This is a genomic window from Phaeovulum sp. (genome assembly GCF_030684035.1).
Classification (GTDB): Bacteria; Pseudomonadota; Alphaproteobacteria; order Rhodobacterales; family Rhodobacteraceae; genus UBA6213.
The window spans coordinates 23,444-47,161 of the sequence record NZ_JAUXPI010000037.1; the positions used below are offsets into that span (position 1 = coordinate 23,444).

The window sequence follows — 23,718 nt, forward strand, 5'->3', positions numbered from 1 at the left end:
ATGAGCGAGCACCATTCCGCCGCCTATGTCCGTTCTGCCATGCTGCCCGAGCAAGCACCGCCGGTCAGCGAAATCGGCGTCATCCGTTGGTTGCGCGAAAACCTGTTTTCGGGGCCGCTCAATACCTTTCTGACGCTGGCGGGAAGCTTCATCCTCTATTTCCTGGTCAAGGAATATTACCCCTGGCTTCGCCATTCGGTCTGGCATGCGGGCTCGGTGGGCGAATGCCGCGACATCGTGACCGCGACCTGGGGCGAGGGGGCGACAGGTGCCTGCTGGGCCATCATTCGCGATCGCTGGAACATGTTCATGTTCGGCTTCTACCCGCGAGAGCATTATTGGCGGCCGACGTTGGCACTTGGACTGCTGATCTTCGCGGCGGCACCGGTGCTGTTTGCCGAAAGCCGCAGTATCCGCATGGTGGTGCTTGGCATCGTGGCGGCTTTCCTGTTGGTCGCCTTTCCGGGCCTTGGCGTCGGCGCGGCGGCGAACCTGATGCTGGCGGCGGCACTGGCGGCAATGCTGGTTGTCGCCTGGTCGCGCCCCTGGGGGCTGTTGTGGCTGACCGGCATCTACCCCGGGCTGGCGGTGTGGATGCTCTGGGGTGGGTCGGTCTGGGGGCCGGTTCTGGCGATGTCGGGGTTTGTGCTTGGCTGGGCCGCATGGCTCGCAACCCGCCGTTTCGGCACGATCCTTTCGGTGGGCGCGGCGGTGCTGGTTCCCGTGGCCTGGTGGCTGTTCGGGGTCGAGCAGGTGCTGCCACTGTTTGATGCGGTTCTGCCCTACAGCATCGACGCGGTCCGCTCCGAGAAATTCGGCGGCTTCGTGCTGGCACTGACCATAGGCGTGGCCGGGATCGTGCTCAGCCTGCCGATTGGCGTGGTGCTGGCGCTGGCGCGGCGGTCGGACATGCTGCTGGTCAAGGCGCTGGCGGTGGGATTCATCGAATTCATTCGTGGCGTGCCGCTGATCTCGCTTTTGTTTGTCGCCTCGCTGCTGCTCAACTATTTCCTGCCGCCGGGCACCAACTTCGACATCATCCTGCGCGTCATCATCATGGTCACGCTGTTCGCCGCTGCCTATATTGCCGAGGTGGTGCGCGGCGGGCTTGCGGCGCTGCCGCGCGGGCAGTTCGAGGCGGCCGACAGTCTTGGCCTTGATTACTGGAAGGCGCAGCGGTTGATCGTGCTGCCGCAGGCCTTGAAAATATCGATCCCCGGCATCGTCTCGACCTTCATCGGCATGTTCAAGGATACCACGCTGGTGGTTTTCGTGGGTCTTCTTGACCCATTGAAAGGCATCACCGATTCGGTTCGCGCCAGCTTTGAATGGAAGGGGGCCTATTGGGAGCCCTATATCTTCGTTGGCTGCATCTTCTTCATCTTCAACTTCAGCATGTCGCGGTACTCGATGTATCTCGAACGTCGGCTGAAGCGTGACCACCGTTAAGGAGCCTCTCATGGCAGAAACCCAAATAGAGCGCCAGATCGACCGATCGCACATGACGGTCAGCGATGAGGTGGCGATACAGATCACCGCGATGAACAAGTGGTTCGGCACTTTCCATGTGCTGCGCGACATCAACCTGACGGTGAACCGAGGCGAGCGAATCGTCATCGCCGGGCCATCTGGCTCGGGCAAATCGACGCTGATCCGCTGCATCAACCGGCTGGAAGAGCATCAGTCGGGGCAGATTATCGTCGATGGCACCGAGCTGACATCGGATCTCAAGAACATCGACAAGGTGCGGTCGGAAGTGGGGATGGTGTTTCAGCACTTCAACCTGTTCCCGCATCTCACGATCATGGAAAACCTGACATTGGCACCGATCTGGGTGCGCAAGGTACCGAAGAAAGAGGCCGACGAGGTGGCGATGTACTACCTCGAAAAGGTCAAGATCCCCGAGCAGGCGCTGAAATACCCCGGCCAGCTTTCCGGCGGACAGCAGCAGCGGGTGGCAATTGCCCGCTCGCTCTGCATGAAGCCGCGGATCATGCTTTTTGACGAGCCGACCTCGGCGCTTGATCCCGAGATGATCAAGGAAGTGCTCGATACGATGATCGAACTTGCCGAGGAAGGCATGACGATGATCTGCGTGACCCACGAGATGGGCTTTGCGCAGGCGGTGGCAAACCGGGTGATCTTCATGGATCAGGGCCAGATCGTCGAACAGAACGAGCCCTATGAATTCTTCAACAACCCGCAGTCGGAACGCACAAAGCTGTTTCTCAGCCAGATCCTCGGGCATTGAGGGCGGGGGGCCAGCCCCCCGCACCCCCCGGGGTATTTGGTCATTGAAGAAGCGGGCGGGGTTGCGCGGCCCTCAGCCGCGGCCGGCGGGCAGGAAGAAATCGAGCACCGAGCCCTCGCCCAGTTTCAGATCGGCCCAGTCGCTGATCTGGAAATCGACCACGAGCGTCGCCGAGGTCGGGTAGCGGGCAAAATCTGGAGAAAGTGGCGGGCGGGCGCAAAGCTGGCGGGCAAAATCGGCGATGCCGGGGTTGTGCGCAAGCACCATGACCGACGCCGCCGAGGCGGTCTTGAGCAGTGCCAGCAAGGTTTCCGGCGCGGCCTGATAGAGGTCTGGTTCGTAGCGCACCTGCGGGCGCACTTCGAGCACCGCAGCGGCGACATGCTCCCAGGTTTCGCGGGTGCGCAGTGCGGTGGAGCAGAGCACTTCGTCGGGCTCGTAGCCGCGCGAAGCGAGCCAGTCGCCGAGTTCGCGCGCCGCGCGCTGGCCGCGGGCATTGAGTGGGCGGTCATGGTCCGACAGGTTCGGGTTGTCCCAGGCGGATTTTGCGTGGCGCGAGAGGATCAGGCGGCGGTGTCCCTGCGGTGTCATTGGTGAAATTGCCTCATGTGCCAAGCAGATTGCCCGGCCAGCCTGCCATAGGCGGCACTCAGGGGGCAAGCGCGGCGAGTGCCGCAGCCGAAAGAAAGGCAGTCTGCGCCTGCAGGGGTGTCGAGATATGTGTGGCAAGCTTCGAGCGCGTATCCGCCGGGGCCGAGGGCAGCGACCGGGCAGGCGGTGCGGCAGGGTGCCGGGCAGCCTTCGCAGGGGCTTTGCCGAGGTGAAGGAAGCGCCAGCGCCTCGCGCAGCGCCAGCGCGCCGCGATACGAGGCCCAAAGCCCCATGCGGTGATGCACCAGCAGCGAAACCGGAGAGCGGAAGGCTTCGCCGGAGCGAAGCGCCCAAGAGAAGAAGGGCTGCCATGGCGGGCCGCCAAAAGGGAACAGGGCGCGCGCGCCAAACGCCTCTGCCAGCTCCCCGATGACGCGGCTCGACCAGCGGTCGAGCGGGTCGGGGGCGGCATCGGCAAACTCTGGCGCGGCGCTTACATGCGGCCAGAATCCCGGCTCGGCGGGGGAAAGCAGCACCAGCGTGCCGGTGCCTTCGGGCGTGGCGTCGGCGGGCGCAGGGTGAAAAGCGCCGGAGACGAATAGCCGGTGCGGCATTGCCGCGGCTTCGATGGTTGCAAGGTTCACCTTGTGCGCGGTTTCAGGCGCGGTTCCGTCGAGCGGATCAGGCTGCCGGCACCGTGGTCGGTGAACAGCTCCAGCAGGCAGGCGTTGGGAACGCGGCCGTCAAGAATGACGACGGCGCGCACGCCCTCCTCCAGCGCCTTCAGCGCGGTTTCGGCCTTCGGGATCATGCCACCGGCGATGGTGCCATCGGCGATCATGCCGCGCACTTCATCGGGGCTCATCTGGGTGACAACCTCGCCCGCCGGGTTCTTCACGCCTGCAACATCGGTCAGGAGCAAAAGCCTGTCGGCCTTCAGCGCTCCGGCAATGGCACCGGCGGCGGTATCGCCGTTGACGTTGAAGGTTTCGTTGTCGTTGATGCCGGTGGCGACCGGGGCGACAACGGGAATGATGCCGGCATTGTAGAGATCGCGCAGAACCTGCACGTTCATCTCGACCGGCTTGCCGACAAACCCGAGTTCGGGGTCGTCCGGCTCGCAGACCATCATGTCATCATCCTTGCCGGAAATGCCCACGGCGCGGCCGCCCTGATCGTTGATCGCCTGCACGATGCGTTTGTTGACGAGCCCCGAAAGCACCATTTCGACCACCTCGACGGTGGCCTGATCGGTTACCCGCTTGCCGCGGACCCAATCGGATTTGATGCCGAGCCTGGCCAGAAGCTCGTTGATCATCGGGCCGCCGCCATGCACCACCACCGGGTTCATTCCGACCTGACGCATCAGCACGATATCGCGGGCGAAATCGGCCATCGCCTTTTCGTCGCCCATCGCGTTGCCGCCGAATTTCACCACCACGACGGCACCGGTATAGCGCTGCAGGTAGGGCAGGGCTTCGGAAAGCGTGCGGGCGGTGGCGATCCAGTCTCGGTTCATGCTCTGCGGTCTCATCCTGGGGTTCCTCGGGGCGGCGCGAGGCCAGTGTTACGGCCATTCGCCCCCACTGCCAAGGGGGCGGCGGCGGCGACCGGGCTGCCCTCCGGGGGGGATATTTCTGTCTGAAGCAGATGCGGGGGGTCAGGCGAGGGTGGCGATGACGGCGCGCAGGGTTTCGATGCCGTCGCCGTTTTCGGACGAAGTGACGATCAACTCGGGGTAGGCGGCAGGGTGTTTGGCTACCGCGCCGCGGACCTGCGCGAGGATCATTTCCCGATCCGCCTGGCTCACCTTGTCGGCCTTGGTCAGCACCACCTGGAAGGTGACCGCGGAGCGATCAAGCAGCGTCAGGATTTCGTCATCCACCGGCTTGATGCCGTGCCGGGTGTCGATCAGCACGAAGGCGCGGCGCAAGGTTGCGCGGCCTGCGAGATAGGATTTGAGCAGGCGTTGCCATTTTTCGACCACGGCCTTGGGGGCCTCGGCATAGCCATAGCCGGGCAGGTCAACCAGATACGGGCCCGCGGTGGTGAAATAGTTGATTTCCTGGGTGCGGCCCGGGGTGTTGGAAGCCCGTGCCAAGGCCTTGCGCCCGGTAAGCGCGTTGATCAGGCTCGATTTGCCGACATTGGAGCGGCCTGCGAAGCACACCTCCAGCCGGTCGGGCGGCGGCAGGCCATCCATTGCCACAACGCCTTTGAGAAATTCCACCGGCCCGGCAAACAGCAGCCGACCTTTTTCGCGGGATAAGGTGTCGGGCTCGGGCGCGAGGGGAAAGTGCATCTGCATCAGATAATCTCCACGGAGTCGCCCTGGGCAATCTCGCCGCCGGTCAGCACCCGGGCATAGACGCCGAAATCCTTGTGGCCCCAGAGCGTGTCGAGTGCTGCGAGGGTATCGCAGTCGTCCGCGCCGGTTTCGGGGTTCACGCAGGTGGCGCGGCAGCGGGTGACGGGCTGCACGATTTCGAGCATCGCGGTGCCGATGCGGAGCCGCCGCCCGATCAGCGCCCGTTCCGCGAGTGGTTCCCAGCCCGCAATCCAGAGGTTGCCGCGCCAGCGGTTGGGGTGGAGCGGCCAACCTGCGTGGTGCGAAAGCGCATCGAGCGAAGCGAGCGACAGGAGCGACAAGAACGGGTCGGGCCAATCGGTCAGCGCCTGCCCCGGCACCTCGACCACATGGCTGGGGGCGGGGCGGCCTTCGGGCCAGAGCGGCGTGAGCCATGCGATCAGGCGGAGATGGTCGGCCTCGGACGCCATGTCGAGCGCGATTGTCCCGGCCCTGGGGTGGTGGAGCGAGACCTTTGCGCCATCGCTGCGGGCGGTGATCGCCATCAGTTCCGGCCCCGCAACGCCGCGCAGGAAGTTCAGCTTCGACTGCCAGGCACCGGGTTGCCCCTCGAATTTCGCCGACCGATGCGCAACCGCCCAGCGGCGGTCGGAAGCGAGCGCGCGCCCCGCGTGCAGAGAGGCGCGCGCAATTTCCTCAACCCCCACCGCCTTGATCGGGTGGCGCAGGATATGGGCCAGACGGGCGGTCATGTCTTTGGTGGCGTGCCCGGCTTCTTGCGAAAGCCGTCCAGGATATTGCCGAAAAGGTCGGGGCGTTTGTGGTGCATCGACATGATCGTGTATTGCTGGATGAAGGTGATGGTGTTGTTGGCGATCCAGTAGACCACGAGGCCCGAGGCAAAGCTGCCGAGCATGAACATGAACACCCAGGGCATCCAGGCGAAGATCATCTTCTGCGTCGGATCGGCGGGGGCTGGGTTCAGCTTTTGCTGGAACCACATCGAGATACCCAGAAGGATCGGCAACACGCCAAGCGACAGGATGAAGAAGATCGAGCCCTGTTCTGGCGTGTTGAACGGCAAGAGCCCGAACAGGTTTAGGATCGACGACGGGTCGGGTGCCGAGAGGTCGCGGATCCAGCCGAACCATGGCGCGTGGCGCAGTTCGATGGTGACGTAGATCACCTTGTAGAGCGAAAAGAAGATCGGGATCTGCAGCACGATGGGCAGGCAGCCCGACGCCGGGTTGACCTTTTCGCGCTTGTAGAGCGCCATCATCTCTTGCTGCATCTTGGCCTTGTCGTCGCCGGTGCGTTCCTTCAGCTTTTCCATCTCGGGCTGAAGTTCCTTCATCTTCGCCATCGAGATGTAGGATTTGCGGGCAAGCGGAAACACCAGAAGCTTGATGACAATGGTCAGCGCGATGATCGCCCATCCCATGTTGCCGATTGCGCCATGCAGCCAGTGCAGAAGCCAGAACATCGGCTTGGTAAGAAAGTAGAACCAGCCCCAGTCGATCGAATCGATGAAGCGGTCGATCTTGGCCTCGGTTTCGTAGGCGCGAATGGTCTCCCATTCCTTCGCCCCGGCAAAGAGCATCGAAGTGGCACTGGCGCTAGCGCCGGGGGCAACTTCAAGCACCGGCATCCGCGCCTCGGTCTGGTAGATGTCGGCACCCGGAACATATTTGACCACCGAGGTGAAGGCCTGCCCTGGCATTGGGGCAAGCGTTGTCATCCAGTACTTGTCGGTAAAGCCGGTCCAGCCGTTTTCAGCGACCACGACGACATCTGCGGGGCCTTCGGCCTGCACCGCATCAAGCTTGGTGATGTCCTTGTAATCAAGCTCTTGCAACTTGCCATCCGACATCCGCACTGCGCCCTCGTGCAGCACATAGACAGGCCGGGTGTCGGGAATGCCGTGGCGTGCGACGATGCCGTAGGGGGCAAGCCGCACGGCGGCCGCGGTGGCATTTGTTACCGACTGGGTGATGGTGAAGAGGTAGTTTTCATCGACCGAAATCTGCCGGGTGAAGGTCAGACCCGCGCCATTGTCCCAGGCCAGCGTTACCGGTGTGCCGGGGGCGAGGGTGGCATTGGCCGGGGCGGTCCAGAGCGTGCGGGCGTTCGGCACCGCGGTGGCATCAAGGCCGCCTGCCGGGCTCCAGCCATAGACCGCGTAATAGGGTTTGGCCGCGTTCAACTCGATGCCGCCGACTTGCGCCAGCAGTCGCACGTCTGGCGAGCCTTTTTCGATCGTCTCGTGATAGCCCACCAGCGAGAGGTCGTCGATGCGCCCGCCAAGAAGCGAGATCGACCCCTTGAGGCGCGGCGTGTCGATGGTGATGCGCGCGGCGGCTGCAAGCTCGGTTGCCGCAGCGGCGGTGGCGGCGACCCCGGCGGCGGGGGCGGTGGTGGCAAGCACGGGGGCCGCAGGGGCCGCGGTATCGGTCACGCCCGCGGTCTCGGTGGCGGCGGGGACGACAGGCACCGGCGGCGGCGGCGCGAATACCGTGTACCACAGCAGGATGACCACGAAGGAAAGCACCGTCGCGAGAATGAGATTCTTGTTCTGATCGTCCATCGGGGGGAGCACCACCAGCCAGTTCAGGGTTGGGCTGGTTCAACAGAAGGGGGGCGCAAAGGTCAAGCGGTTTTACCCGTTGCAAAGGCCGGACACGGCGGAATGACGGCTGCGCAGGCAACGCCCGGCGGTTCGGCGCTGCGCGGCGCGGCCTGGCACCGCTCTTTTACCGGGCGGCGTGGCCCCGCGCGCGCTGACGCGGCGATACCCGCGGTTGGCGGGTCATGCGCCAAGACCGGTCTGCCGGGGCCTGGAACAGGCCAGAGCTGTGCCGAAAGCTGTGGCTTGCGCGCGCCCCGGCAGCCATCGCGACAGCGGCTCGTGCAAGCCGCCCCCGCCCGCTCAACGTTTGCGGAGGCCGAGCCTTGGCGTCGCTTGCAGCTTGGCGCGGTGCCGCCCGATCCATTCGAGCGTGTCTTCATATGCCATTGCGCGTGCGACGGCGGGGCCTTGCACATAACCGCAGCCAAGCTGCGCCAGCATCGCGTGCTCGCCAAGGCTGGCGACCCCGTCGGCCAGTGTTTCGACGCCGAGCTGCTCGGCAAGTGAGAGGATAGCAGCGACAAGGCTTTGCTGTTCGGGGTCGCTGTCCACATGCACGACGAAGCTGCGGTCGATTCGCAGGCGACGAACCGAGCATTTCCGGATTGCGGAAATCGGTGCCGGTCCGTTGCCAAATCCCGCCAGTTCGATGCTGCACCCGATCTGCGCGAGTTTTGCGAGGGTATGGCTGGCAATATCCTGTGCGCTGTCCGAAGCTGAGGTCTCTGGCACTTGCACACGCAGCCGCGCCGGGGCGGTATCGAAGCGGTCGAGGTCCCATTTCAGCCGCTCTGGCAGGCTGGGGTTGCGCAACTCGTCAAGCGTGACCGGCAGTGTCAGGGTGGCCGCACCGAGACCCTCGCCCGCCCAACCGCGAAGCGCCGAGAAGCCGTGGTAGAGCATCACCTCGCTCAACCGGGCTTGCAGGCCCTCGGCACGGATGGCCGGAGCGAAATCGGCGGAGGTCAAAAAGCCGCGCTCGGGGTGCAGCCAGACAGGAACCAGCTCAAAGCCCGAAACCTCGCCGGTGTCAGAGCAAAGCTGCGGCAGGAAATGCGCGATGATCTGCCCTTCTTCCAACGCGGCACCAACCTGCCCGGTCAGTTCGGAATGCTCGTGCACCGACCGTTCGATCTCGGTGGAATAGGCACGGATTGCGCCGGGCCCGAAGCGGCGCGCCTCGTCGGCGGCGGTTTCGGCGGCGGCGAGCATGGCGGTGCCGTTGCGCGCCGGGGCGCGGCTGACAAGGCAAAAGCCGACATGCGCCGAAACGTAGACCGTGCCCTGATCGCGCGACAATGGCACTTCGACCGCCGATTGAAGCCGCGCGGCGATTTGCAGCACGCTTTCAAGGTCGGCGCGGCGGACCGGGGCAAGAACAACGGCAAACCGCCCGCCGCCGAGCTGGGCTACCAGATCATGCTCGCGCAGCGCGCCATGTAGGCGCTCGGCCGTGCGGCGCATGACCTCGGCAAAGCCTGCCTCGCCGCTTGCGGTCGCCAGCGCCTCGGCATCATCCAGCCCGATGACGAAGGCGGCGGTGCCGCGACCGCTGGCGGCGGCATCTTCAAGTGCCGCTTCAAGCACCGCCTCGGCTTCGGCGCGCAGTGGCAGCCGGGTTGCGGGGTCGCGTTCGGGCTGCGCGGCCGCCGGAGCGGTGTTCGGCATCCGCGCGAGCCAGGCCACCGCCACAGCTGCGCTGACCACCAGAAGCGCGCCTGCCAGACCAAACCAGTAGCCCGCCAGGCCTGCCGCAGGCACAAAGGCCAGCATGTCGCGCCGGGTCATTTCGCCCAGCCAGGCAAGGCCGCGGATATGTTTGAACGACATCGCTTCTCACCCGTCCATGCTGCGGGCGCGCAAGCCCCCGGTGCGGCGAGGTTAGGCAGTTTTGGTGAGCCAGCGGTTAATCGGCGTGCCGCAGATTTGGCGGCATTCGCGTAAAACCCGCAGCACTTTCGGCCCCGGACGCATCAAGCGCCAACCCGGCAAAATCGAACAGCGCCGGATCGAGCAGATGCGAGGGGCGCGCATTCTTCAGGGCGCGGAACATCACCTGCCGACGGCCGGGGCTGCGGGCCTCCCAGCCATCGAGGATCGATTTCACCTGCTGGCGCTGCAAACCATCCTGACTGCCGCAGAGGTCGCAAGGAATGATCGGGTAGTTCATCGCCCGCGCGAACCTGTCGCAATCGGCCTCGGCCACGAAGGCCAAGGGGCGGAGCACGAAAAGATCGCCCTCTTCGTTCACCAGCTTCGGCGGCATCGTCGCCAGCCGCCCGCCGTGAAAGAGGTTCATGAAGAAGGTTTCCAGAATGTCGTCGCGGTGGTGGCCGAGCACCACGGCCGAGCACCCCTCTTCGCGCGCGATGCGGTAAAGGTTGCCGCGCCGGAGCCGCGAGCACAGGCTGCACATGGTGCCACCCGGCGCGATCTTGTCCATCACCACCGAATAGGTATCCTGATACTCGATCCGGTGTTTCACCCCCATGCGCGTCAGAAATGCGGGCAGCACGGTGGCGGGAAAGCCGGGCTGGCCCTGATCGAGGTTGCAGGCGATCAGTTCGACCGGCAAGAGGCCGCGCCATTGCAGCTCGTGCAGCACGGCAAGCAGGGTGTAGCTGTCCTTGCCGCCGGAAAGGCAGACAAGCCAGCGCGCACCACGTTCCACCATGGCGTAGGCATGAATGGCGTCGCGCACCTCGCGCACCAGCCGCTTGCGCAGTTTGCGAAACTCGGTCGAGGTAGGCGCGCCCTGAAACAGCGGATGGATTTCGCCCGCGTCGTCATTCGGCATCGTGGTCCCCCTTGCAGGGCGGCACCGGGTCATAGCCATGCCCGCCCCAGGGGTGACACCGCAACACCCGCGCCGCAGCAAGCCAGGTGCCCTTGAATGCGCCGTGTTTTTCCAACGCCTCAAGCGCATAGGCCGAGCAGGTGGGCTGATAGCGGCAGCCATGCCCGACCCATGGGCTGAACAAAAGCCGATAGGCGCGCACCGGAAGCGCGACAACATGGGCAAGCGGGGTCATTTCGCGTCTCCGTGAAGCTGCGCCAGAACCCGCGTCAGATCGGCCACCATCGCGGCAAAATCGCGCTCTGCCGTGGCGCCGGCGCGGCCTACCAGAACATAGTCCCAGCCGGGGCGGGCACCAAGGGGCAGCACCTCGCGCGCCAATGCGCGCAGCCGCCGCTTGGCCCGGTTGCGCGCCACCGCATTGCCGACCTTTTTCGAGCAGGTAAATCCGACCCGCACCGCCTGCGCCTGTGCCGCCTCGGTCTCGGCCCGTTTGCGCGCCTGCAACAGGAATCCCGGGGTGCTTTGGCGGCGGGCGCTTGCGGCGCGCAGAAAATCGGGGCGCTTGCGCAGGGTTTCAAACGCCAGCCTTCCCGTCGCACAAACGGAAACCGCCGGTGCGCTTCCCGGTTCCCGACCAATTGGGCGGTTTGCGGGAGCCTCCGGCGGTGCCATGCCGTGTGACCTGTGGCTTAGGCCGAAAGCTTCGCGCGGCCCTTGGCGCGGCGGGCGTTCAGCACACGACGGCCACCTTTGGTGGCCATGCGCGCACGAAAACCGTGGCGGCGGGCGCGAACGAGGTTCGACGGCTGGAACGTGCGCTTCATCGTGTCTTCTCCGGTTCAGGCAGCCCGACAGGATCGGAATCGAGCGCCGCAGTCATTCGAAGCCCGGTCTTTAGTCGGGCTGGCCGCTCAAGTCAATTCGTTCGGCACGGGTATTTGTTGCAATCCACCGCGCATCCGCCGCTGCCGCTCTTCGGCACCCTGTTTTTCCGGCGAAAGCTTTGATAACGCTGTTGGGGCGTGGCGCTGCACCCCTTGGCCAGCGCCGCCGCGCGAGGAAGGCATGGTTGTCAACACGCTCTCGGGCCGGTTTGCGCTGCTCACCACGCTGTTCGTGGTGCTGGCAGAGGTGCTGATCCTGTTGCCTTCGCTGGCGAGTTTCCGGCAGGATTACCTCTCGTCACGGCTTGAGCGGGCGCAGATTGCCTCGCTCGCGCTGCTGACCACTGATGCGATGATCGAGCCCGAGCTTGAGGCCGAGCTGTTGCTTAATGCCGGAGTGCTGAACGTGGTTCTGCGCCGCGACGACGTGCGCGAACTTGTGCTTTCCTCGCCGGTGCCGACGCCGGTCTATGCCACCTACGATCTGCGCGATGCTACGCTTCCCGGGCTGATCGGCGATGCGCTGATGCTGCTTGGCGAGACCGAGGAAAGGGTGATTCGGGTGATTGGCGCGCCGGTGCAGAGCGGCGGGCAGCTGATCGAAATCACCCTGAAGACCCAAAGCTTGCGCAGTGAAATGATCGAATACGGGCTGCGCGTGCTGGCACTTTCCGCAGTGTTTTCGGTAGCGACCGCGATTTTGCTTTTCGTTGCCGCGCGAAGCCTCATCGTGGTGCCGATCCAGCGGGTTGTGCGCCACATGACCGCCTGGGCCGAGGCACCGGAAGATGCGCGCCGCATCATCACCCCTTCGGCGCGGGTCAACGAGTTGCGCGAGGCCGAGGGGGCGCTTGCCTCGATGCAGCACCAGCTTGTGGCCTCGCTCCGGCAAAAGGAACGGCTGGCACAGCTTGGGCAGGCGGTGGCCAAGATCAGCCACGATCTGCGCAATATCCTGACCACGGCGCAGCTTTTTGCCGACCGCATGGAGGAAAGCCAGGACCCCGCGGTCAAGCGGGCGGCCCCCAAACTGGTAAACTCGATTTCGCGCGCGGTGAACCTGTGCGAAAGCACCCTTGCCTTTGGCAGGGCGCAGGAGCCGCCGCCTTCGCTTACCCGCTTCATGCTGGCGGAACTGTTCGCAGAGGTGATCGAGGGCGAGGCAATGGCGGCCGAAGCCATGGGCGTCGAATTCGTCACCGACGTTGTTCCCAATCTGGTGATCCGGGCAGACCGCGACCAGTTGCACCGGGTTCTTTCAAATCTGGCGCGCAACGCGCGCCAGGCGATTGCCGCAACCGGCAAGCCCGGCACCATCGAGCTGGGCGGCGGCGAGGAAGAAGCGGGTTGGTGGCTGCGGGTGGGCGACACTGGCCCCGGTCTGCCCGAACGGGCGCGCGAGCACCTTTTCCAGCCGTTCCAGGGTGGCAGCCGCCAGGGCGGCAGCGGCCTTGGCCTTGCCATTGCCGCTGAACTGGTGCGCGGTCACGGGGGCAGGCTGGACCTGTTGCGCACCGATGCCGACGGCACCGAATTTCTGCTCCACCTGCCGCGCGAGCTGGACGAGGCCGACACCTAGATCGCCCGTTGTGGCCCGAGCGGGTCAGCCCTGCGCGCCGTACCGCTCTGGCCAGCGCATGCGCGCGGTGGAATGACCCGGTCATGGTCCGGGCGCGGAACGGCACGCATTTAGCCCTTGCAAAGCCCCGTCGCCGCGTCTAAATGCCCCTCCACAGTGCACCCGTAGCTCAGCTGGATAGAGCATCAGACTACGAATCTGAGGGCCGGGCGTTCGAATCGCTCCGGGTGCACCAATGAATACAAGGGCTTGGGCGTCGCCGCCCGAGCCCTTTGCGTTTCGTGCCTGCACCGGCTCGCGGCGTTTCCCGGCCGGCTGCCGCAAGGCGACAACCGATCACGCGAAGGACACGATCCCCGCCCGCTTGCGGGCATGTTGCGCGGGGCCGATGGCGGCGGTTGACGGCCGGATCAATCCTTGGCGCGTTCCTGATAGGCATAGTCGTCGGTGGAAATCACCACCCGGGTGCCCGCGCCGATATGTGGCGGCACCATGATGCGCAGCCCGTTCGAGCAGATGGCGGGTTTGTAGGACGACGAGGCGGTCTGCCCCTTCACCACCGGCTCGGTTTCGGTAATTTCGACCGTCACCTTTTGCGGCAGTTCGATGGCAATCGCCACGCCTTCAAAGGTTTTCAGAAATACCTTGATGCCTTCGTTCAGGAATACCTTGCTGTTACCCACCACATCGGCGCTGACCGTGACCTGTTCGTAATTGTCAGGGTTCATGAAGTGGTAGCCTTCACCATCTTCATAGAGAAAATCGTATTCGCGCTCGTCCACGGTCGCCTTCTCCACCATTTCGGTGGTGCGCCAGCGTTCGCTTACCTTCACCCCGTCGGCGATGCGGCGCATGTCGATGCTGGTGGTGGGGGTGCCCTTGCCGGGGTGGAAGTTTTCGGCGGTGAGCACGACATAGAGTTTGCCTTCCAGCTCGACGACGTTGCCCTTGCGAAGCGATGAGGCGATGACTTTCACGGGTGCGGTTCCTTGCGATTACGTTACCCGCAGCGTATCACGCGCGGGCTTTGGCCCTGCACCTAGCCCATGTTCCAAAAAATCTCCAGCCGAAAGCCGCGCTCCCAATGGCCTCAAAGGCAGAAAACCCCGCCCCTTCGCCCTGGTGGTCGCCGGGCCGCCATGCCGACCGTCGCCCGGTTCTGTTGGCGCGCAACCGGGTGCAGGCGGCGCTGCGCGGCTGGCTGGCCGCCGAAGGCTTCACCGAGGTTGACCCGGTGGGGCTGCAAATCAGCCCCGGCAACGAGGCGCATCTGCACGGCTTTGCCACCGAAGCGATCGGCAATGACGGCGCGGCGCGGCGGATGTATCTGCACACCAGCCCCGAGTTTGCGATGAAGAAACTGCTGGCGGCGGGCGAGGCGCGGATTGCCGCCTTTGCCCATGTCTGGCGCAACCGCGAGCGTGGGCCGCTGCACAGCCCCGAATTCACGATGCTTGAATGGTATCGAGCGGGCGAGCCTTACGAGGCGCTGATGGCGGATTGCGCGGCGGTGCTTCGGCTTGCGGCCGAGGCGTCGCAAACACCCGTGCTGCGCTACCGGGATCGCAGCTGCGACCCCTTGTTGCAGCCCGAGCGGATAAGCGTTGCGGAGGCCTTTACCCGATACGCGGGGATCGACCTCTTGGCGACGCTTGCCCCCGATGGCACGCCCGACAGGGCGGCGATGGCGGCTGCGATGCAGGCTGCCGGGCTGCGGGTGGCCGAGGACGATACCTGGTCCGACATGCTCAGCCGGGCGCTGGTGCAAAAGGTCGAGCCGAACCTCGGCCTCGGCCGCGCCACGATCCTTGACCGTTACCCCGCCGCCGAGGCCGCTCTGGCGCGGCGCACGACAGACGATCCGCGCGTGGCCGAAAGGTTTGAGCTTTATGCCTGCGGGGTGGAACTGGCCAACGGCTTTGGCGAGTTGACCGACGCCGCCGAGCAGCGCCGCCGGTTCATGCTGGAAATGGACGAGAAGGCCCGGGTCTACGGCGAACGCTACCCATTGGACGAAGATTTCCTTGCAGCGCTGGCGATCATGCCCGCCGCCAGCGGGATCGCGCTCGGCTTCGATCGGCTGGTGATGCTGGCCACCGGTGCGCCGCGCATTGATGATGTGCTCTGGGCACCGGTTGCCTGAGCATTTCAGCGCGGCGCTGCGGCGCGGCGCAGGCGGTCATTTATCGCACGGCCAAGGCCCTTTTCGGGAATCGGCGAAACCGCAATGCGCCCCTTCGGGCCGGCCAGCGCATCCGCCTCGCGCAGCGCTTGAAACAGGTTCGCCGCCGCCTCGACCAGATCGCCCGAAGCCGAAAGCGTGAGCGCCCCGCCTGAGACAGGCGCGCCAAAACCGATCCAGACCTCGCCCGCCACGGGCGCTTGCGCGTCAAGCCGCAGCGCGGCAGCAGGGGCGTAGTGAGAAGCGAGCTGACCGGGGGCAAGCGGCCTGGCAGGGTCGGGGTCGCTGGCAAGCGGCCCCCCGAGGCAAGCCTCGATCGCCTCCAGCGGCAACCCGCCGGGGCGCAGCAGGCGCGGCGGGTCAAGCGCCACGATGCTGCTTTCCAGCCCCACCGCGCAGGGGCCGCCATCGACAACGGCAGCAACGCGCCCCGCAAGCCCCGCCAGCACATGCGCCGCCCGCGTCGGGCTGACCTTGCCTGACGGATTGGCCGATGGTGCCGCCAGCGGGCCACCGAAGGCGCGGAGCAGGGCTTGCGCCACCGGGTGCGCGGGCACCCGGATTGCCACGCTTTCGTTGCCCGCCGTGACCAGCGGCGAAAGACCCGCGCCTTCGCGCAGCGGCAACACCAGCGTCAGCGGTCCCGGCCAGAAGGCGGCGGCCAGCCGCTCGGCCTCGGGCGAGACATGCGCAACCGCGGCTGCTGCGGCAAGGTCCGGCACATGCACGATCAGCGGGTTGAACCGCGGCCGCCCCTTGGCCGCGAATATCCGCGCCACCGCGAGGTCGCTTCTGGCGTCGCCGCCCAGCCCGTAGACGGTTTCTGTCGGAAACGCGACCAAGGCACCGCTGCGCAGCAGTGCCGCCGCCTCGGCAATGCCGGGGCCGGTGGGGGCGATCAGGCGGGTGGCGACGGCTTCGGGCATTCGTGACGCTGCGTTGATGCTGTGCAACTGGCCGCCATGGGCTAACCATTGACAAAAGCCATACGCGCCCCGGCCCGTGATGCCAAGGCGCGCGCGAGGGAGGAAAACCATGCCGTATCATTCACCCGTGGGCGAATTCCGCTTCATCCTCGGGCAGGTGGTGCCCCTGGCTCCGCTTGCTGCGACCGAGCGCTTTGCCGAGGCAACGCCCGATATGGTCGAAGCGATTCTCGAAGGTGCCGGGCGGATGTGCGACGAGGTGCTGGCCCCGCTGGCGCGGGCGGGCGACCGGACCCCGGCGCGTCTGGAGAATGGCGTGGTGCGGTCATCACCCGGCTTCAAGGAAGGCTTCGCGGCGATTGCCGAGGGCGGCTGGGTGGCGGTGGCGGCATCGGCCGATTTCGGCGGCATGGGGCTGCCGCAAACGCTGAACATGGTGGTGAACGACATGATGTCGGGGGCCTGCCTGCCATTGCAGCTGAACGCGCTCTTGACCCAGGGCCAGATCGAGGCGCTGGAGCACCATGCCAGCGACGAGATCAAGGCGCTCTACCTGCCCAAGCTGATTTCCGGTGAATGGTCGGGCACGATGAACCTGACCGAGCCGCAAGCGGGCAGCGACGTGGGCGCGCTGCGCAGCAAGGCCGAGCCCCTGGGCGACGGCACCTATGCGATTTCCGGGCAGAAGATATTCATCACCTGGGGCGACAGCGACCTGACCGCGAACGTCTGCCATCTTGTGCTCGCCCGCCTGCCAGACGGAGCGCCGGGAACCCGCGGCATCAGCCTGTTCATGGTGCCGAAGTTCCTGCCCGATGCCAGCGGCGACCCCGGCGTGGCAAACAGCCTGAAGGTGGTGAGCCTTGAGCACAAGCTGGGCCTGCATGGCTCACCGACCTGCGTCATGGCGTACGAAGCGGCCAAGGGCTGGCTGGTGGGAGAACCGCACAAGGGCATGGCGGCGATGTTCACCATGATGAACAATGCGCGGCTGGCGGTGGGTGTGCAAGGCGTGGGGGTGGCCGAGGCGGCGTATCAGAAGGCGCTGGAATACGCGGGCGAGCGCAACCAGATGGGCCCGATCATCAACCACGCCGATGTGCGCCGGATGCTGGCGACGATGAAGGCCGAGGTCTTTGCTGCTCGGGCCATCGCGCTGGCCTGCGCGGTGGCGCTCGATCTGGGCCGCGCGACCGGCGAGGCGGACTGGGCGGCGCGGGCAGCCCTGCTGACCCCTATTGCCAAGGCCTATGGCACCGACGTGGGCATGAACGTGTCGGAGACCTGCGTGCAGGTGCACGGCGGCATGGGTTACATCGAGGAAACCGGAGCCGCGCAGTTCTACCGCGATGTGCGGGTGACGGCGATTTATGAAGGCACCAACGGCATTCAGGCGATGGACCTTGTCGGGCGCAAGATGATGGACAGCGGCGAGGCCGCCTTCCGCTTGCTGCAGGAAGTCGAAGACAATGCCGAAGCGGCGCGTGCCCTCGTGCCGCAGCTTGCGGGCGATGTCTGGGCCGCCGCCGAGACCCTCCGCGAGGCCACCGAACTGCTTCTGGCGCAGGGCATGGAAGATCGCTTTGCCGGTGCCGTGCCCTATCTGCGTGCCTTCGCCCGGGTGCTTGGCGCGCATTACCACCTTCGCGCGGCGGTGGCAGAGGGCGGCACCGGGCCGCGAACGGCACTTGCTGCCGTCTATATCCGCCGCCTGCTGCCGCAATATGCCGCCGCGCTGGCCGAAGCGCGCGAGGGGGGCGAGGGGCTTTTCGCGCTTTCGCCCGAGGATCTGGCGCTGTGAACCGCGTGCCGGGCATTGCCCCGGTCCGCCACCCCTGGGCCGAGCCGCCCGCGCCCGGCAAGGCGCATGAGGTAGCGCCGGGCGTGCTCTGGCTGCGGCTGCCGCTGCCGATGGTGCTCGATCATGTCAACGCCTTCGCGCTTGATGATGGCGAAGGCTGGACCGTGATCGACCCGGGCATGGATACGCCAGCCGCGCGGACGGTCTGGGCGGCGCTTCTGTCCGGGCCGCTTGCGGGCAAGCCGGTGGTGCGGGTGCTGGTCACGCATTACCACCCCGATCATATCGGCCTTGCGGGCTGGTTTCAGGCGCGGGGTGCCGCGCTTTGGACCACCCGCACGAGCTGGCTTTTCGCGCGCATGCTGGCGCTCGACGAACAGCCGGTGCCGGCGGCCGAAACGCTCGCATTCTGGCACGCAGCGGGGATGGAGCCCGCGCTGCTCGCCCGCCGCGCCAGGGAGCGGCCCTTCAACTTCTGCGACACGGTGCACCCGCTGCCACTTGGCTATCGGCGCATTGCCGAGGCCGAGGCAATCACCGCGGGCGGGCGCAGCTGGCGCGTGCGGATCGGCCATGGCCACGCACCGGAACATGCGACGTTTTGGAGCGAAAGCGACGATCTGGTGATTGGCGGCGACCAGCTCTTGCCCTCGATCAGCGCCAACCTTGGCGTTTACGCGACCGAGCCCGAGGCTGACCCGGTGGGCGAATGGCTCGAGTCCTGTGCGCATCTGGCGCGCTTTGCCGAGGATCAGCACCTCGTGCTGCCCGGCCACAAGCTGCCTTTCACCGGCCTGCCGCAGCGGCTGGCGCAGATGGCCGAGGCGCATCACAAGGGGCTGGCGCGGTTGCAGGCGCTACTGGCAGAACCGCGCACCGCCTGCGCCTGCTTCCCGGCGCTTTTCCGACGCAGCATCGGCGAAGCGGAATACGGCCTTGCACTGGTCGAGACCGTGGCGCACCTGAACCACCTTTTGCAGACCGGTCGCGCCACGCGCCGGTTGAGCGGTGAGGGCGTCTGGCTTTGGCAGGCAGCAAGGTCGCACGGCGGGGCGTGACAGATTGCCGCAGATTTGCTAGATCGGCTGCAACCCAACCGGATTGAACAGGGAGAGAGCCATGGCTGACCACGCATCGGGGAACATGAATATTGCGGCGCAACAGCACACGTTTGCCAGCTTCGTGACCTTTGTGAAGCGCGCATCCGTTGCCATTGCGGTGATTTTGGTGTTTCTAGCAATCGTCAACGGCTGACCCCCGAACCCTGGAGCCTGCAAGATGCGCCGCCTGCTCATTTGCCTCTTCCTGCCGCTGCTTCTGGCTGCCTGCGGTGCCGAGCCTGTCTGGGCCCCCGATGACGCTGTCGCCCGTGCGGTCTATTCGAGCAAGGCCCCACCTTCGATCACGCTCTTTACCGTGATCAGCACCGACACCGGCTCGGGTGCGCATTCGGCACTGATCATTGATGGTGTCCAGCGCGTGCTTTTTGACCCGGCGGGCACCTGGTACCACCCCTTTGTGCCCGAGCGGAACGATGTGCATTACGGCATCACCGACCAGATGCGGGTCTTCTACATCGATTACCACGCGCGCGAGACCTATTGGGTGCTTGAACAGACAGTGCCGGTTTCGCTTGAGGTGGCCGAGGTGCTGCGGGCACGGGTTGAGGCTTATGGTGCGGTGCCGAAGGCATTTTGCAGCAACTCGGTCTCGACCATTCTCGGCGGAGTGCCGGGCTTCGAGAATGTCAACACGACCATGTTCCCCAAGGCACTTTCGCGCGCCTTTGGCGAATTGCCGGGGGTTACCAGGGCCGAACACTACGATGGCGACCCGGATGACAATTCGGGCGTGCTGATGGTGACCCCGGCCGAGTTGCGCGCGGGCGTGACCCCTACCCTAGGCTGAACAAGGCGAGATAGAGCACCGCCAGCCCGCCGATGATACCGGCGAGGTTGTTGCGTGTCACGATGCCAATACCCACCGTCGCCACCGCCGCCAGAAACCGCGGCAGATCGAAAGCACCATCGGTGGCGGCGGGCCAGAGCACCAGCGGAGCCACAAGCCCAGGCAGCACCGCCACTGGCGTATAGCGCAGATACCGCAGCGCCCATTCCGGCAGCGAGCGGTTGCCGATCATGCCAAGGAATGAAAAGCGCAACAGAAACGTGCCGATGCCCAGCCCGATGATGACGACCCAGATTGCGCCGGTCGAATAGCTCACATCCGCCTCCGTTGTTGCCATAGCTCGACCTGCGCTCCGCTGAACATTGCCGCCGCGGCAGCGATGAGCAGACCGACCCCGCCCGGCAGGAACGCAAGCAACAGTGCCACCGTTACCGAAACCGTTGCCGCCACCACATGCGCGAGGCTGCGCAGCATCGGCGCAAGCATGGCAAGAAAGGTGATCGGCACCGCAAAATCGAGCGCGAATTCGGCCGGAATCGCCTGGCCCACGGTGGCTCCGACCAATGTCGAGACATACCACTGCGGGCAGACCGGGGTGCAGGCCCCGGCGTAATAGGCGATCTTTTCCGCCACGCTGCGGCTCGGGCGGCGTTCATATTCCTGTATCGCCAGCGCATAGGTCTGATCGACCATGAAATACGCAGCAAGCGCCTTCTGCCATGTCGGCGCGGCCCCGAGATGCGGCGTCAACGAGGCGGAATACATCGCCATCCGCAAATTCACCGCGAGCGAGGTGACGAGCACCATCACCACCGGCGCATTGTCGGCCATCAGTTGCACTGCGGCAAACTGCGACGCGCCGGCGATCACCAGCACCGAAAACCCCATGACTTCGGTCAGGTTGAACCCCGCCTCGCTGCCGGCAACGCCAAACAGCAGGCCAAAGGGAATGATTACCAGCACGAACGGAAGGCTGTGGCGAAAGCCGAGCCAGTAGGCGGCGGAAACGGAAGATCGGGGCATGGAGCTTGGCTTTCGGGCGCGAATGCGCCAGTCATATTGCAATAGGTGGGGGATGCAAGCGGGGCCGTGGTGCGGATTGCGGGGATGATACTTGCGGGCGGCGCGGGGCGGCGCCTCGGTGGCACCGACAAGGCGTTGCTGCCGCTCGCCGGGCGGCCGCTTCTGGCGCATGTCGTGGCGTGTCTTGCACCGCAAGTGGCAGCGCTGGCGCTTTCGGCCAACGGCGATGCCGCGCGGTTTGCGGAATATGGGCTGCCGGTGCTGGCCGATGCCTCGGGCCGCGTGGGCGAAGGGCCTTTGGCTGGCGTTCTCGCGGGGCTTGACTGGGCAGCGGGGCTTGGTGCCGAAAGGCTGCTGGTCTCGGCGGTCGATACCCCGTTTCTGCCCGCCGACCTTTCGGCGCGGCTCGCGGCGGAACCCGGCGCGGCCTACGCTGCCTGTGCCGGGCGCGACCACCCGAGCATTGCGCTCTGGCCGGTGGCTGGCCGTGCGCGGCTTGCGGCGCTATTTGCTACGGGCGAACGGCGTTTACGGGCGGCGCTGGCAGGGGCTGAACGGGTGGAGTTTGACGGCCCCGAGCATTTCTTCAACATCAACACGCCCGATGATCTTGCCGCCGCCGAGGCGTTTTTGGCGGGGCGGGCATCGTGAGGGTTGGCTATGCCCGCAGTCTCTCGCCCGCTGACCGACAGGCGGCAGCCGCGCTCTACTGGCTCGCCTTCGGCTCCAAGCTGGCGAAAGTCATGGGCCCGGAGAAAAAGGCGCTCGCTTTCATCGAAAGGGTGCTTGACCCCGCGCATGTGCTGCTCGCGCGCGACAGGAACGACGCGGTGCTGGGCCTTGTCGGGTTTCGCACGGCGCGGGGGGCATTTGTCGGCGGCGGGCTGGCTGATCTCTGCGCTGTCTACGGCCGATTTGGCGGGCTTTGGCGCGCTGCCTGCCTGCGCCTGCTCGCACAGGATATTGCCGCCGAGGGGATTGTGGTCGATGGCCTATCGGTGCTTTCCAAGGCGCGCGGGCAGGGTATAGGCGCGGCCTTGCTGGAGGCGCTCTGCGCCGAGGCGGCGGCGCGCGGGCACCGCTCCGTCCGGCTTGAAGTGGTTGAGGAAAATCTGCGCGCGCGCGCGCTTTACGAGCGGCGCGGTTTTGTTGTGCACGCCCGGCGCAGCAGCAGGCTGACGCGCTGGCTGTTCGAATTCGGCGGCTTCTGGGTGATGGTGCGCGACCTTTGACGCGGTGCCTCAGTCGAAGGTGCCGGTGACGCGACCGAGCAGCATGAAAGCGCGCGCGGTGCGGGTTTCGGCAAGCTCGGCCACTTCTGCATCCGAGGCGTTCTTTTCAAACTCGGTAAAGGTCTTGTCGAACTGCCGCAGAAAATGGTGCGCGGCATCGCGGAAGATCGTGTCGCCGCGCATCCGCCCGGCGGTGAGAGTGAGGCTTGAGCGATCGCGCACCCCGCCGAGCCCGGCCACCTCGCGCCCACGTTCGCCATTGGCAAACCGCCGCCAGACCTCGGGCCGGGCGCGGTCCGGTTTCAGATCGTCCATGTAGATGCCGTCTTGCGACAAGAGCGTCAGCACATCCTGCGCGGCGCGGATCAGTTTTGCCGTGCCGCGTTCCTCGAGCGCCCGGCGCAGCGCGCGAAAGCCCTCGGCGTCTTCGCCGCTGTCGGGAAAGTTCAGCGCCCGGATGAAATCGGCCACCGAAACCGGTGCCGCGAGCTGTTCTGCCGGGGTGCCGAGCGCGAGCGACGGTTCATCTTCGCCCGGCGTAGCGCGGGGCACCACCAGCGCCGCCTTGCGGTCGGCGGAAGGCTGGCTTGCCTGCCCGTCGCGGCGCGAGGTGAAGGTTGCCACTGCGGTTTCGGTCTGCCGCGCCGAGGCGGCGATTTCTTCCAGCCTGCGCTCGAATGGCCGCGCCAGTGCGGCCTGATTTGCCTGCCAGCCCAGCCGCATGGTGTCGATGGTCTGTTGCAGACGCTGCGCTTCGGCGCGCATTTCGCGCGCGGTGCGGGCGGTGATCGCTGCCACCCAGATCATCGCAACCGGCAGAAATATGCCCACCAGTGTCATCATCACCGGCAGCACCCCGGTGCCGCCTTCGCCGCCACTATCGACAAGCACGAAAAACAGCGCCACCAAACCCAGCCAGACCAGTGTCAGCACCAGCGCCACGATCTCGGCCCCGCTGTAGCGGCACGAGGTTGGCGGCGCTGCGAAGCCGCGCAAACCTATGCCTTGGCTTTCGGACTTGGGGTCGGGGCGGGCGTCGGACATGTGCACCCCGCTCAGACGAAGCGGACAGTAAGAACTTCGTAGTTTTTCTCGCCGCCGGGGGTGCGCACTTCGACGCTGTCGCCCTCGTCCTTGCCGATCAGTGCGCGCGCAAGCGGCGAGCGGATATTGAGCAGGCCGTTCTCGATATTGGCCTCGACCTCGCCGACAATCTGGTAGGTGTGCGTTTCGCTCGAATGTTCATCGACCAGCGTCACCGTGGCACCAAACTTGATCGCGCCGGTGAAGCGGCTCGGGTCGATCACCTCGGCACGGCTGATGACCGCCTCAAGCTCCTTGATTCGGCCCTCGATGAAGCTCTGGCGTTCGCGTGCCGCGTGATACTCGGCGTTCTCCGACAAATCGCCATGCGCGCGCGCCTCCGCGATGTCGCGGATGACGGCGGGGCGATCCACCGTTTTCAGGGTCTTGAGTTCGTCATCGAGGGCGTCAAAGCCCCCCCGTGTCATCGGGATTTTTTCCATGAGGCCATCGCTCGCGAAAGCTGACAAAACTGCAGCTCACCTCCTCTAAATCCGCGTTGCGGCCCGAAAGTCAAGGCCGGG

Annotated in this window: 27 protein-coding genes and 1 tRNA gene; 11 read left to right on the forward strand and 17 right to left on the reverse strand. The window is 65.7% G+C overall.

Going from position 1 to position 23,718, the window contains the following annotated elements; all coding sequences use genetic code 11:
- Together Q8J98_RS08330 and Q8J98_RS08335 are read left to right on the forward strand one after the other, a co-directional pair.
- Positions 1-1,449 (forward strand): amino acid ABC transporter permease, encoded by a 1,449-nt coding sequence (locus tag Q8J98_RS08330; protein ID WP_305293940.1) that lies wholly within the window; start codon positions 1-3, stop codon positions 1,447-1,449.
- A gap of 10 nt (positions 1,450-1,459) precedes the next feature.
- Positions 1,460-2,251: an amino acid ABC transporter ATP-binding protein gene (locus Q8J98_RS08335; protein WP_305184273.1), complete on the forward strand. Its 792-nt coding sequence runs from the start codon at positions 1,460-1,462 to the stop codon at positions 2,249-2,251.
- Positions 2,252-2,323: 72 nt separating this feature from the next.
- On the opposite strand, the gene Q8J98_RS08340 is transcribed toward Q8J98_RS08335, so the two are convergent.
- From Q8J98_RS08340 to rpmH, 11 genes are all read right to left on the reverse strand, one after another.
- Positions 2,324-2,842 (reverse strand): histidine phosphatase family protein, encoded by a 519-nt coding sequence (locus Q8J98_RS08340; RefSeq protein ID WP_305293941.1) that lies wholly within the window; start codon positions 2,840-2,842, stop codon positions 2,324-2,326.
- The gene (locus tag Q8J98_RS08345; protein ID WP_305293942.1) at positions 2,839-3,486 is read right to left on the reverse strand and encodes a ferredoxin; all 648 of its coding nucleotides are present in this window, start codon (positions 3,484-3,486) and stop codon (positions 2,839-2,841) included. The genes Q8J98_RS08340 and Q8J98_RS08345 overlap by 4 nt, the downstream gene beginning before the upstream one ends.
- Positions 3,483-4,361: an acetylglutamate kinase gene (gene argB / locus Q8J98_RS08350; RefSeq protein ID WP_305293943.1), complete on the reverse strand. Its 879-nt coding sequence runs from the start codon at positions 4,359-4,361 to the stop codon at positions 3,483-3,485. The genes Q8J98_RS08345 and argB overlap by 4 nt, the downstream gene beginning before the upstream one ends.
- A 141-nt stretch (positions 4,362-4,502) precedes the next feature.
- A complete protein-coding gene (gene yihA / locus Q8J98_RS08355) occupies positions 4,503-5,150 on the reverse strand; it encodes a ribosome biogenesis GTP-binding protein YihA/YsxC (RefSeq protein ID WP_305293944.1) in 648 nt (215 codons plus the stop codon).
- Positions 5,150-5,902, reverse strand: a complete 753-nt coding sequence (locus Q8J98_RS08360) for an MOSC domain-containing protein (protein ID WP_305293945.1) — start codon at positions 5,900-5,902, stop codon at positions 5,150-5,152. Before Q8J98_RS08360 ends, yihA begins: the two co-directional genes overlap by 1 nt.
- On the reverse strand, positions 5,899-7,734 hold the full coding sequence (gene yidC / locus Q8J98_RS08365; protein ID WP_305293947.1) for a membrane protein insertase YidC: 1,836 nt from the start codon (positions 7,732-7,734) through the stop codon (positions 5,899-5,901). The genes Q8J98_RS08360 and yidC overlap by 4 nt, the downstream gene beginning before the upstream one ends.
- 342 nt (positions 7,735-8,076) lie before the next feature.
- On the reverse strand, positions 8,077-9,606 hold the full coding sequence (locus Q8J98_RS08370) for a GGDEF domain-containing protein (protein WP_305293948.1): 1,530 nt from the start codon (positions 9,604-9,606) through the stop codon (positions 8,077-8,079).
- 76 nt (positions 9,607-9,682) lie between these two features.
- On the reverse strand, positions 9,683-10,573 hold the full coding sequence (gene ttcA / locus Q8J98_RS08375; RefSeq protein ID WP_305184280.1) for a tRNA 2-thiocytidine(32) synthetase TtcA: 891 nt from the start codon (positions 10,571-10,573) through the stop codon (positions 9,683-9,685).
- Entirely contained in the window at positions 10,563-10,808 is a 246-nt protein-coding gene (yidD, locus tag Q8J98_RS08380; protein ID WP_305184281.1) for a membrane protein insertion efficiency factor YidD, read from the reverse strand. Before yidD ends, ttcA begins: the two co-directional genes overlap by 11 nt.
- Positions 10,805-11,248 (reverse strand): ribonuclease P protein component, encoded by a 444-nt coding sequence (rnpA, locus tag Q8J98_RS08385; protein ID WP_305293949.1) that lies wholly within the window; start codon positions 11,246-11,248, stop codon positions 10,805-10,807. Before rnpA ends, yidD begins: the two co-directional genes overlap by 4 nt.
- Before the next feature lie 17 nt (positions 11,249-11,265).
- Complete coding sequence (gene rpmH / locus Q8J98_RS08390; RefSeq protein ID WP_305184283.1) at positions 11,266-11,400, reverse strand: 50S ribosomal protein L34; 135 nt, start codon at positions 11,398-11,400, stop codon at positions 11,266-11,268.
- A gap of 241 nt (positions 11,401-11,641) precedes the next feature.
- On the opposite strand from rpmH, the gene Q8J98_RS08395 reads away from it, so the two are divergent.
- Positions 11,642-13,039, forward strand: a complete 1,398-nt coding sequence (locus Q8J98_RS08395; protein ID WP_305184284.1) for a HAMP domain-containing sensor histidine kinase — start codon at positions 11,642-11,644, stop codon at positions 13,037-13,039.
- 158 nt (positions 13,040-13,197) lie between these two features.
- Positions 13,198-13,274 (forward strand) — tRNA-Arg (locus Q8J98_RS08400).
- Positions 13,275-13,449: 175 nt separating this feature from the next.
- Here Q8J98_RS08400 and efp read toward each other — a convergent pair.
- The gene (gene efp, locus Q8J98_RS08405) at positions 13,450-14,016 is read right to left on the reverse strand and encodes an elongation factor P (RefSeq protein WP_305293950.1); all 567 of its coding nucleotides are present in this window, start codon (positions 14,014-14,016) and stop codon (positions 13,450-13,452) included.
- Positions 14,017-14,123: 107 nt separating this feature from the next.
- Here efp and epmA point away from each other — a divergent pair, with 107 nt between their 5' ends.
- On the forward strand, positions 14,124-15,182 hold the full coding sequence (gene epmA, locus Q8J98_RS08410; protein WP_305293951.1) for an EF-P lysine aminoacylase EpmA: 1,059 nt from the start codon (positions 14,124-14,126) through the stop codon (positions 15,180-15,182).
- A 5-nt stretch (positions 15,183-15,187) separates the two neighbouring features.
- Here epmA and Q8J98_RS08415 read toward each other — a convergent pair whose 3' ends face one another.
- Positions 15,188-16,147, reverse strand: coding sequence for an L-threonylcarbamoyladenylate synthase (locus tag Q8J98_RS08415; protein WP_305293952.1), 960 nt, complete (start codon positions 16,145-16,147; stop codon positions 15,188-15,190).
- 109 nt (positions 16,148-16,256) lie between these two features.
- Here Q8J98_RS08415 and Q8J98_RS08420 point away from each other — a divergent pair, with 109 nt between their 5' ends.
- The 4 genes from Q8J98_RS08420 (at position 16,257) to Q8J98_RS08435 (ending at position 19,856) form a co-directional block, all read left to right on the forward strand.
- Positions 16,257-17,948, forward strand: a complete 1,692-nt coding sequence (locus Q8J98_RS08420; RefSeq protein WP_305293953.1) for an acyl-CoA dehydrogenase — start codon at positions 16,257-16,259, stop codon at positions 17,946-17,948.
- Positions 17,945-19,006 carry an MBL fold metallo-hydrolase gene (locus tag Q8J98_RS08425; protein WP_370868072.1) on the forward strand — a complete coding sequence of 354 codons (1,062 nt, stop codon included), beginning with the start codon at positions 17,945-17,947 and terminating at the stop codon, positions 19,004-19,006. The genes Q8J98_RS08420 and Q8J98_RS08425 overlap by 4 nt, the downstream gene beginning before the upstream one ends.
- 61 nt (positions 19,007-19,067) lie before the next feature.
- On the forward strand, positions 19,068-19,202 hold the full coding sequence (locus Q8J98_RS08430) for an aa3-type cytochrome c oxidase subunit IV (RefSeq protein WP_305184289.1): 135 nt from the start codon (positions 19,068-19,070) through the stop codon (positions 19,200-19,202).
- A 24-nt stretch (positions 19,203-19,226) separates the two neighbouring features.
- Complete coding sequence (locus tag Q8J98_RS08435) at positions 19,227-19,856, forward strand: hypothetical protein (protein WP_305293954.1); 630 nt, start codon at positions 19,227-19,229, stop codon at positions 19,854-19,856.
- Here the strand turns inward: Q8J98_RS08435 and Q8J98_RS08440 are convergent.
- Both Q8J98_RS08440 and Q8J98_RS08445 read right to left on the reverse strand, forming a co-directional pair.
- On the reverse strand, positions 19,843-20,193 hold the full coding sequence (locus Q8J98_RS08440; RefSeq protein WP_305293955.1) for an AzlD domain-containing protein: 351 nt from the start codon (positions 20,191-20,193) through the stop codon (positions 19,843-19,845). The genes Q8J98_RS08435 and Q8J98_RS08440 overlap by 14 nt on opposite strands.
- Positions 20,169-20,879, reverse strand: a complete 711-nt coding sequence (locus Q8J98_RS08445) for an AzlC family ABC transporter permease (protein WP_305293956.1) — start codon at positions 20,877-20,879, stop codon at positions 20,169-20,171. The genes Q8J98_RS08440 and Q8J98_RS08445 overlap by 25 nt, the downstream gene beginning before the upstream one ends.
- A gap of 69 nt (positions 20,880-20,948) precedes the next feature.
- On the opposite strand from Q8J98_RS08445, the gene mobA reads away from it, so the two are divergent.
- Positions 20,949-21,530 carry a molybdenum cofactor guanylyltransferase MobA gene (gene mobA, locus Q8J98_RS08450; protein ID WP_305293957.1) on the forward strand — a complete coding sequence of 194 codons (582 nt, stop codon included), beginning with the start codon at positions 20,949-20,951 and terminating at the stop codon, positions 21,528-21,530.
- Entirely contained in the window at positions 21,527-22,111 is a 585-nt protein-coding gene (locus Q8J98_RS08455; RefSeq protein WP_305293958.1) for a GNAT family N-acetyltransferase, read from the forward strand. The genes mobA and Q8J98_RS08455 overlap by 4 nt, the downstream gene beginning before the upstream one ends.
- Positions 22,112-22,120: 9 nt before the next feature.
- Here the strand turns inward: Q8J98_RS08455 and Q8J98_RS08460 are convergent, their stop codons facing one another.
- Together Q8J98_RS08460 and greA are read right to left on the reverse strand one after the other, a co-directional pair.
- Entirely contained in the window at positions 22,121-23,155 is a 1,035-nt protein-coding gene (locus tag Q8J98_RS08460; protein ID WP_305293959.1) for a hypothetical protein, read from the reverse strand.
- An 11-nt stretch (positions 23,156-23,166) separates the two neighbouring features.
- Positions 23,167-23,637: a transcription elongation factor GreA gene (gene greA, locus Q8J98_RS08465; protein WP_305184295.1), complete on the reverse strand. Its 471-nt coding sequence runs from the start codon at positions 23,635-23,637 to the stop codon at positions 23,167-23,169.
- Between the last annotated feature and the right edge of the window lie 81 nt (positions 23,638-23,718).

Excerpts from the sequence above, each read along its gene's own strand:
- Q8J98_RS08330 (WP_305293940.1), top strand. The coding sequence starts at position 1 with ATGAGCGAGCACCATTCCGCCGCCTATGTCCGTTCTGCCATGCTGCCC.
- Q8J98_RS08335 (WP_305184273.1), top strand. The coding sequence starts at position 1,460 with ATGGCAGAAACCCAAATAGAGCGCCAGATCGACCGATCGCACATGACG.
- Q8J98_RS08340 (WP_305293941.1), bottom strand. The coding sequence starts at position 2,842 with ATGACACCGCAGGGACACCGCCGCCTGATCCTCTCGCGCCACGCAAAA.
- argB (WP_305293943.1), bottom strand. The coding sequence starts at position 4,361 with ATGAACCGAGACTGGATCGCCACCGCCCGCACGCTTTCCGAAGCCCTG.
- yihA (WP_305293944.1), bottom strand. The coding sequence starts at position 5,150 with ATGCAGATGCACTTTCCCCTCGCGCCCGAGCCCGACACCTTATCCCGC.
- Q8J98_RS08360 (WP_305293945.1), bottom strand. The coding sequence starts at position 5,902 with ATGACCGCCCGTCTGGCCCATATCCTGCGCCACCCGATCAAGGCGGTG.
- yidC (WP_305293947.1), bottom strand. The coding sequence starts at position 7,734 with ATGGACGATCAGAACAAGAATCTCATTCTCGCGACGGTGCTTTCCTTC.
- Q8J98_RS08370 (WP_305293948.1), bottom strand. The coding sequence starts at position 9,606 with ATGTCGTTCAAACATATCCGCGGCCTTGCCTGGCTGGGCGAAATGACC.
- ttcA (WP_305184280.1), bottom strand. The coding sequence starts at position 10,573 with ATGCCGAATGACGACGCGGGCGAAATCCATCCGCTGTTTCAGGGCGCG.
- yidD (WP_305184281.1), bottom strand. The coding sequence starts at position 10,808 with ATGACCCCGCTTGCCCATGTTGTCGCGCTTCCGGTGCGCGCCTATCGG.
- rnpA (WP_305293949.1), bottom strand. The coding sequence starts at position 11,248 with ATGGCACCGCCGGAGGCTCCCGCAAACCGCCCAATTGGTCGGGAACCG.
- rpmH (WP_305184283.1), bottom strand. The coding sequence starts at position 11,400 with ATGAAGCGCACGTTCCAGCCGTCGAACCTCGTTCGCGCCCGCCGCCAC.
- Q8J98_RS08395 (WP_305184284.1), top strand. The coding sequence starts at position 11,642 with ATGGTTGTCAACACGCTCTCGGGCCGGTTTGCGCTGCTCACCACGCTG.
- epmA (WP_305293951.1), top strand. The coding sequence starts at position 14,124 with ATGGCCTCAAAGGCAGAAAACCCCGCCCCTTCGCCCTGGTGGTCGCCG.
- Q8J98_RS08415 (WP_305293952.1), bottom strand. The coding sequence starts at position 16,147 with ATGCCCGAAGCCGTCGCCACCCGCCTGATCGCCCCCACCGGCCCCGGC.
- Q8J98_RS08420 (WP_305293953.1), top strand. The coding sequence starts at position 16,257 with ATGCCGTATCATTCACCCGTGGGCGAATTCCGCTTCATCCTCGGGCAG.
- Q8J98_RS08430 (WP_305184289.1), top strand. The coding sequence starts at position 19,068 with ATGGCTGACCACGCATCGGGGAACATGAATATTGCGGCGCAACAGCAC.
- Q8J98_RS08435 (WP_305293954.1), top strand. The coding sequence starts at position 19,227 with ATGCGCCGCCTGCTCATTTGCCTCTTCCTGCCGCTGCTTCTGGCTGCC.
- Q8J98_RS08440 (WP_305293955.1), bottom strand. The coding sequence starts at position 20,193 with ATGGCAACAACGGAGGCGGATGTGAGCTATTCGACCGGCGCAATCTGG.
- Q8J98_RS08445 (WP_305293956.1), bottom strand. The coding sequence starts at position 20,879 with ATGCCCCGATCTTCCGTTTCCGCCGCCTACTGGCTCGGCTTTCGCCAC.
- Q8J98_RS08460 (WP_305293959.1), bottom strand. The coding sequence starts at position 23,155 with ATGTCCGACGCCCGCCCCGACCCCAAGTCCGAAAGCCAAGGCATAGGT.
- greA (WP_305184295.1), bottom strand. The coding sequence starts at position 23,637 with ATGGAAAAAATCCCGATGACACGGGGGGGCTTTGACGCCCTCGATGAC.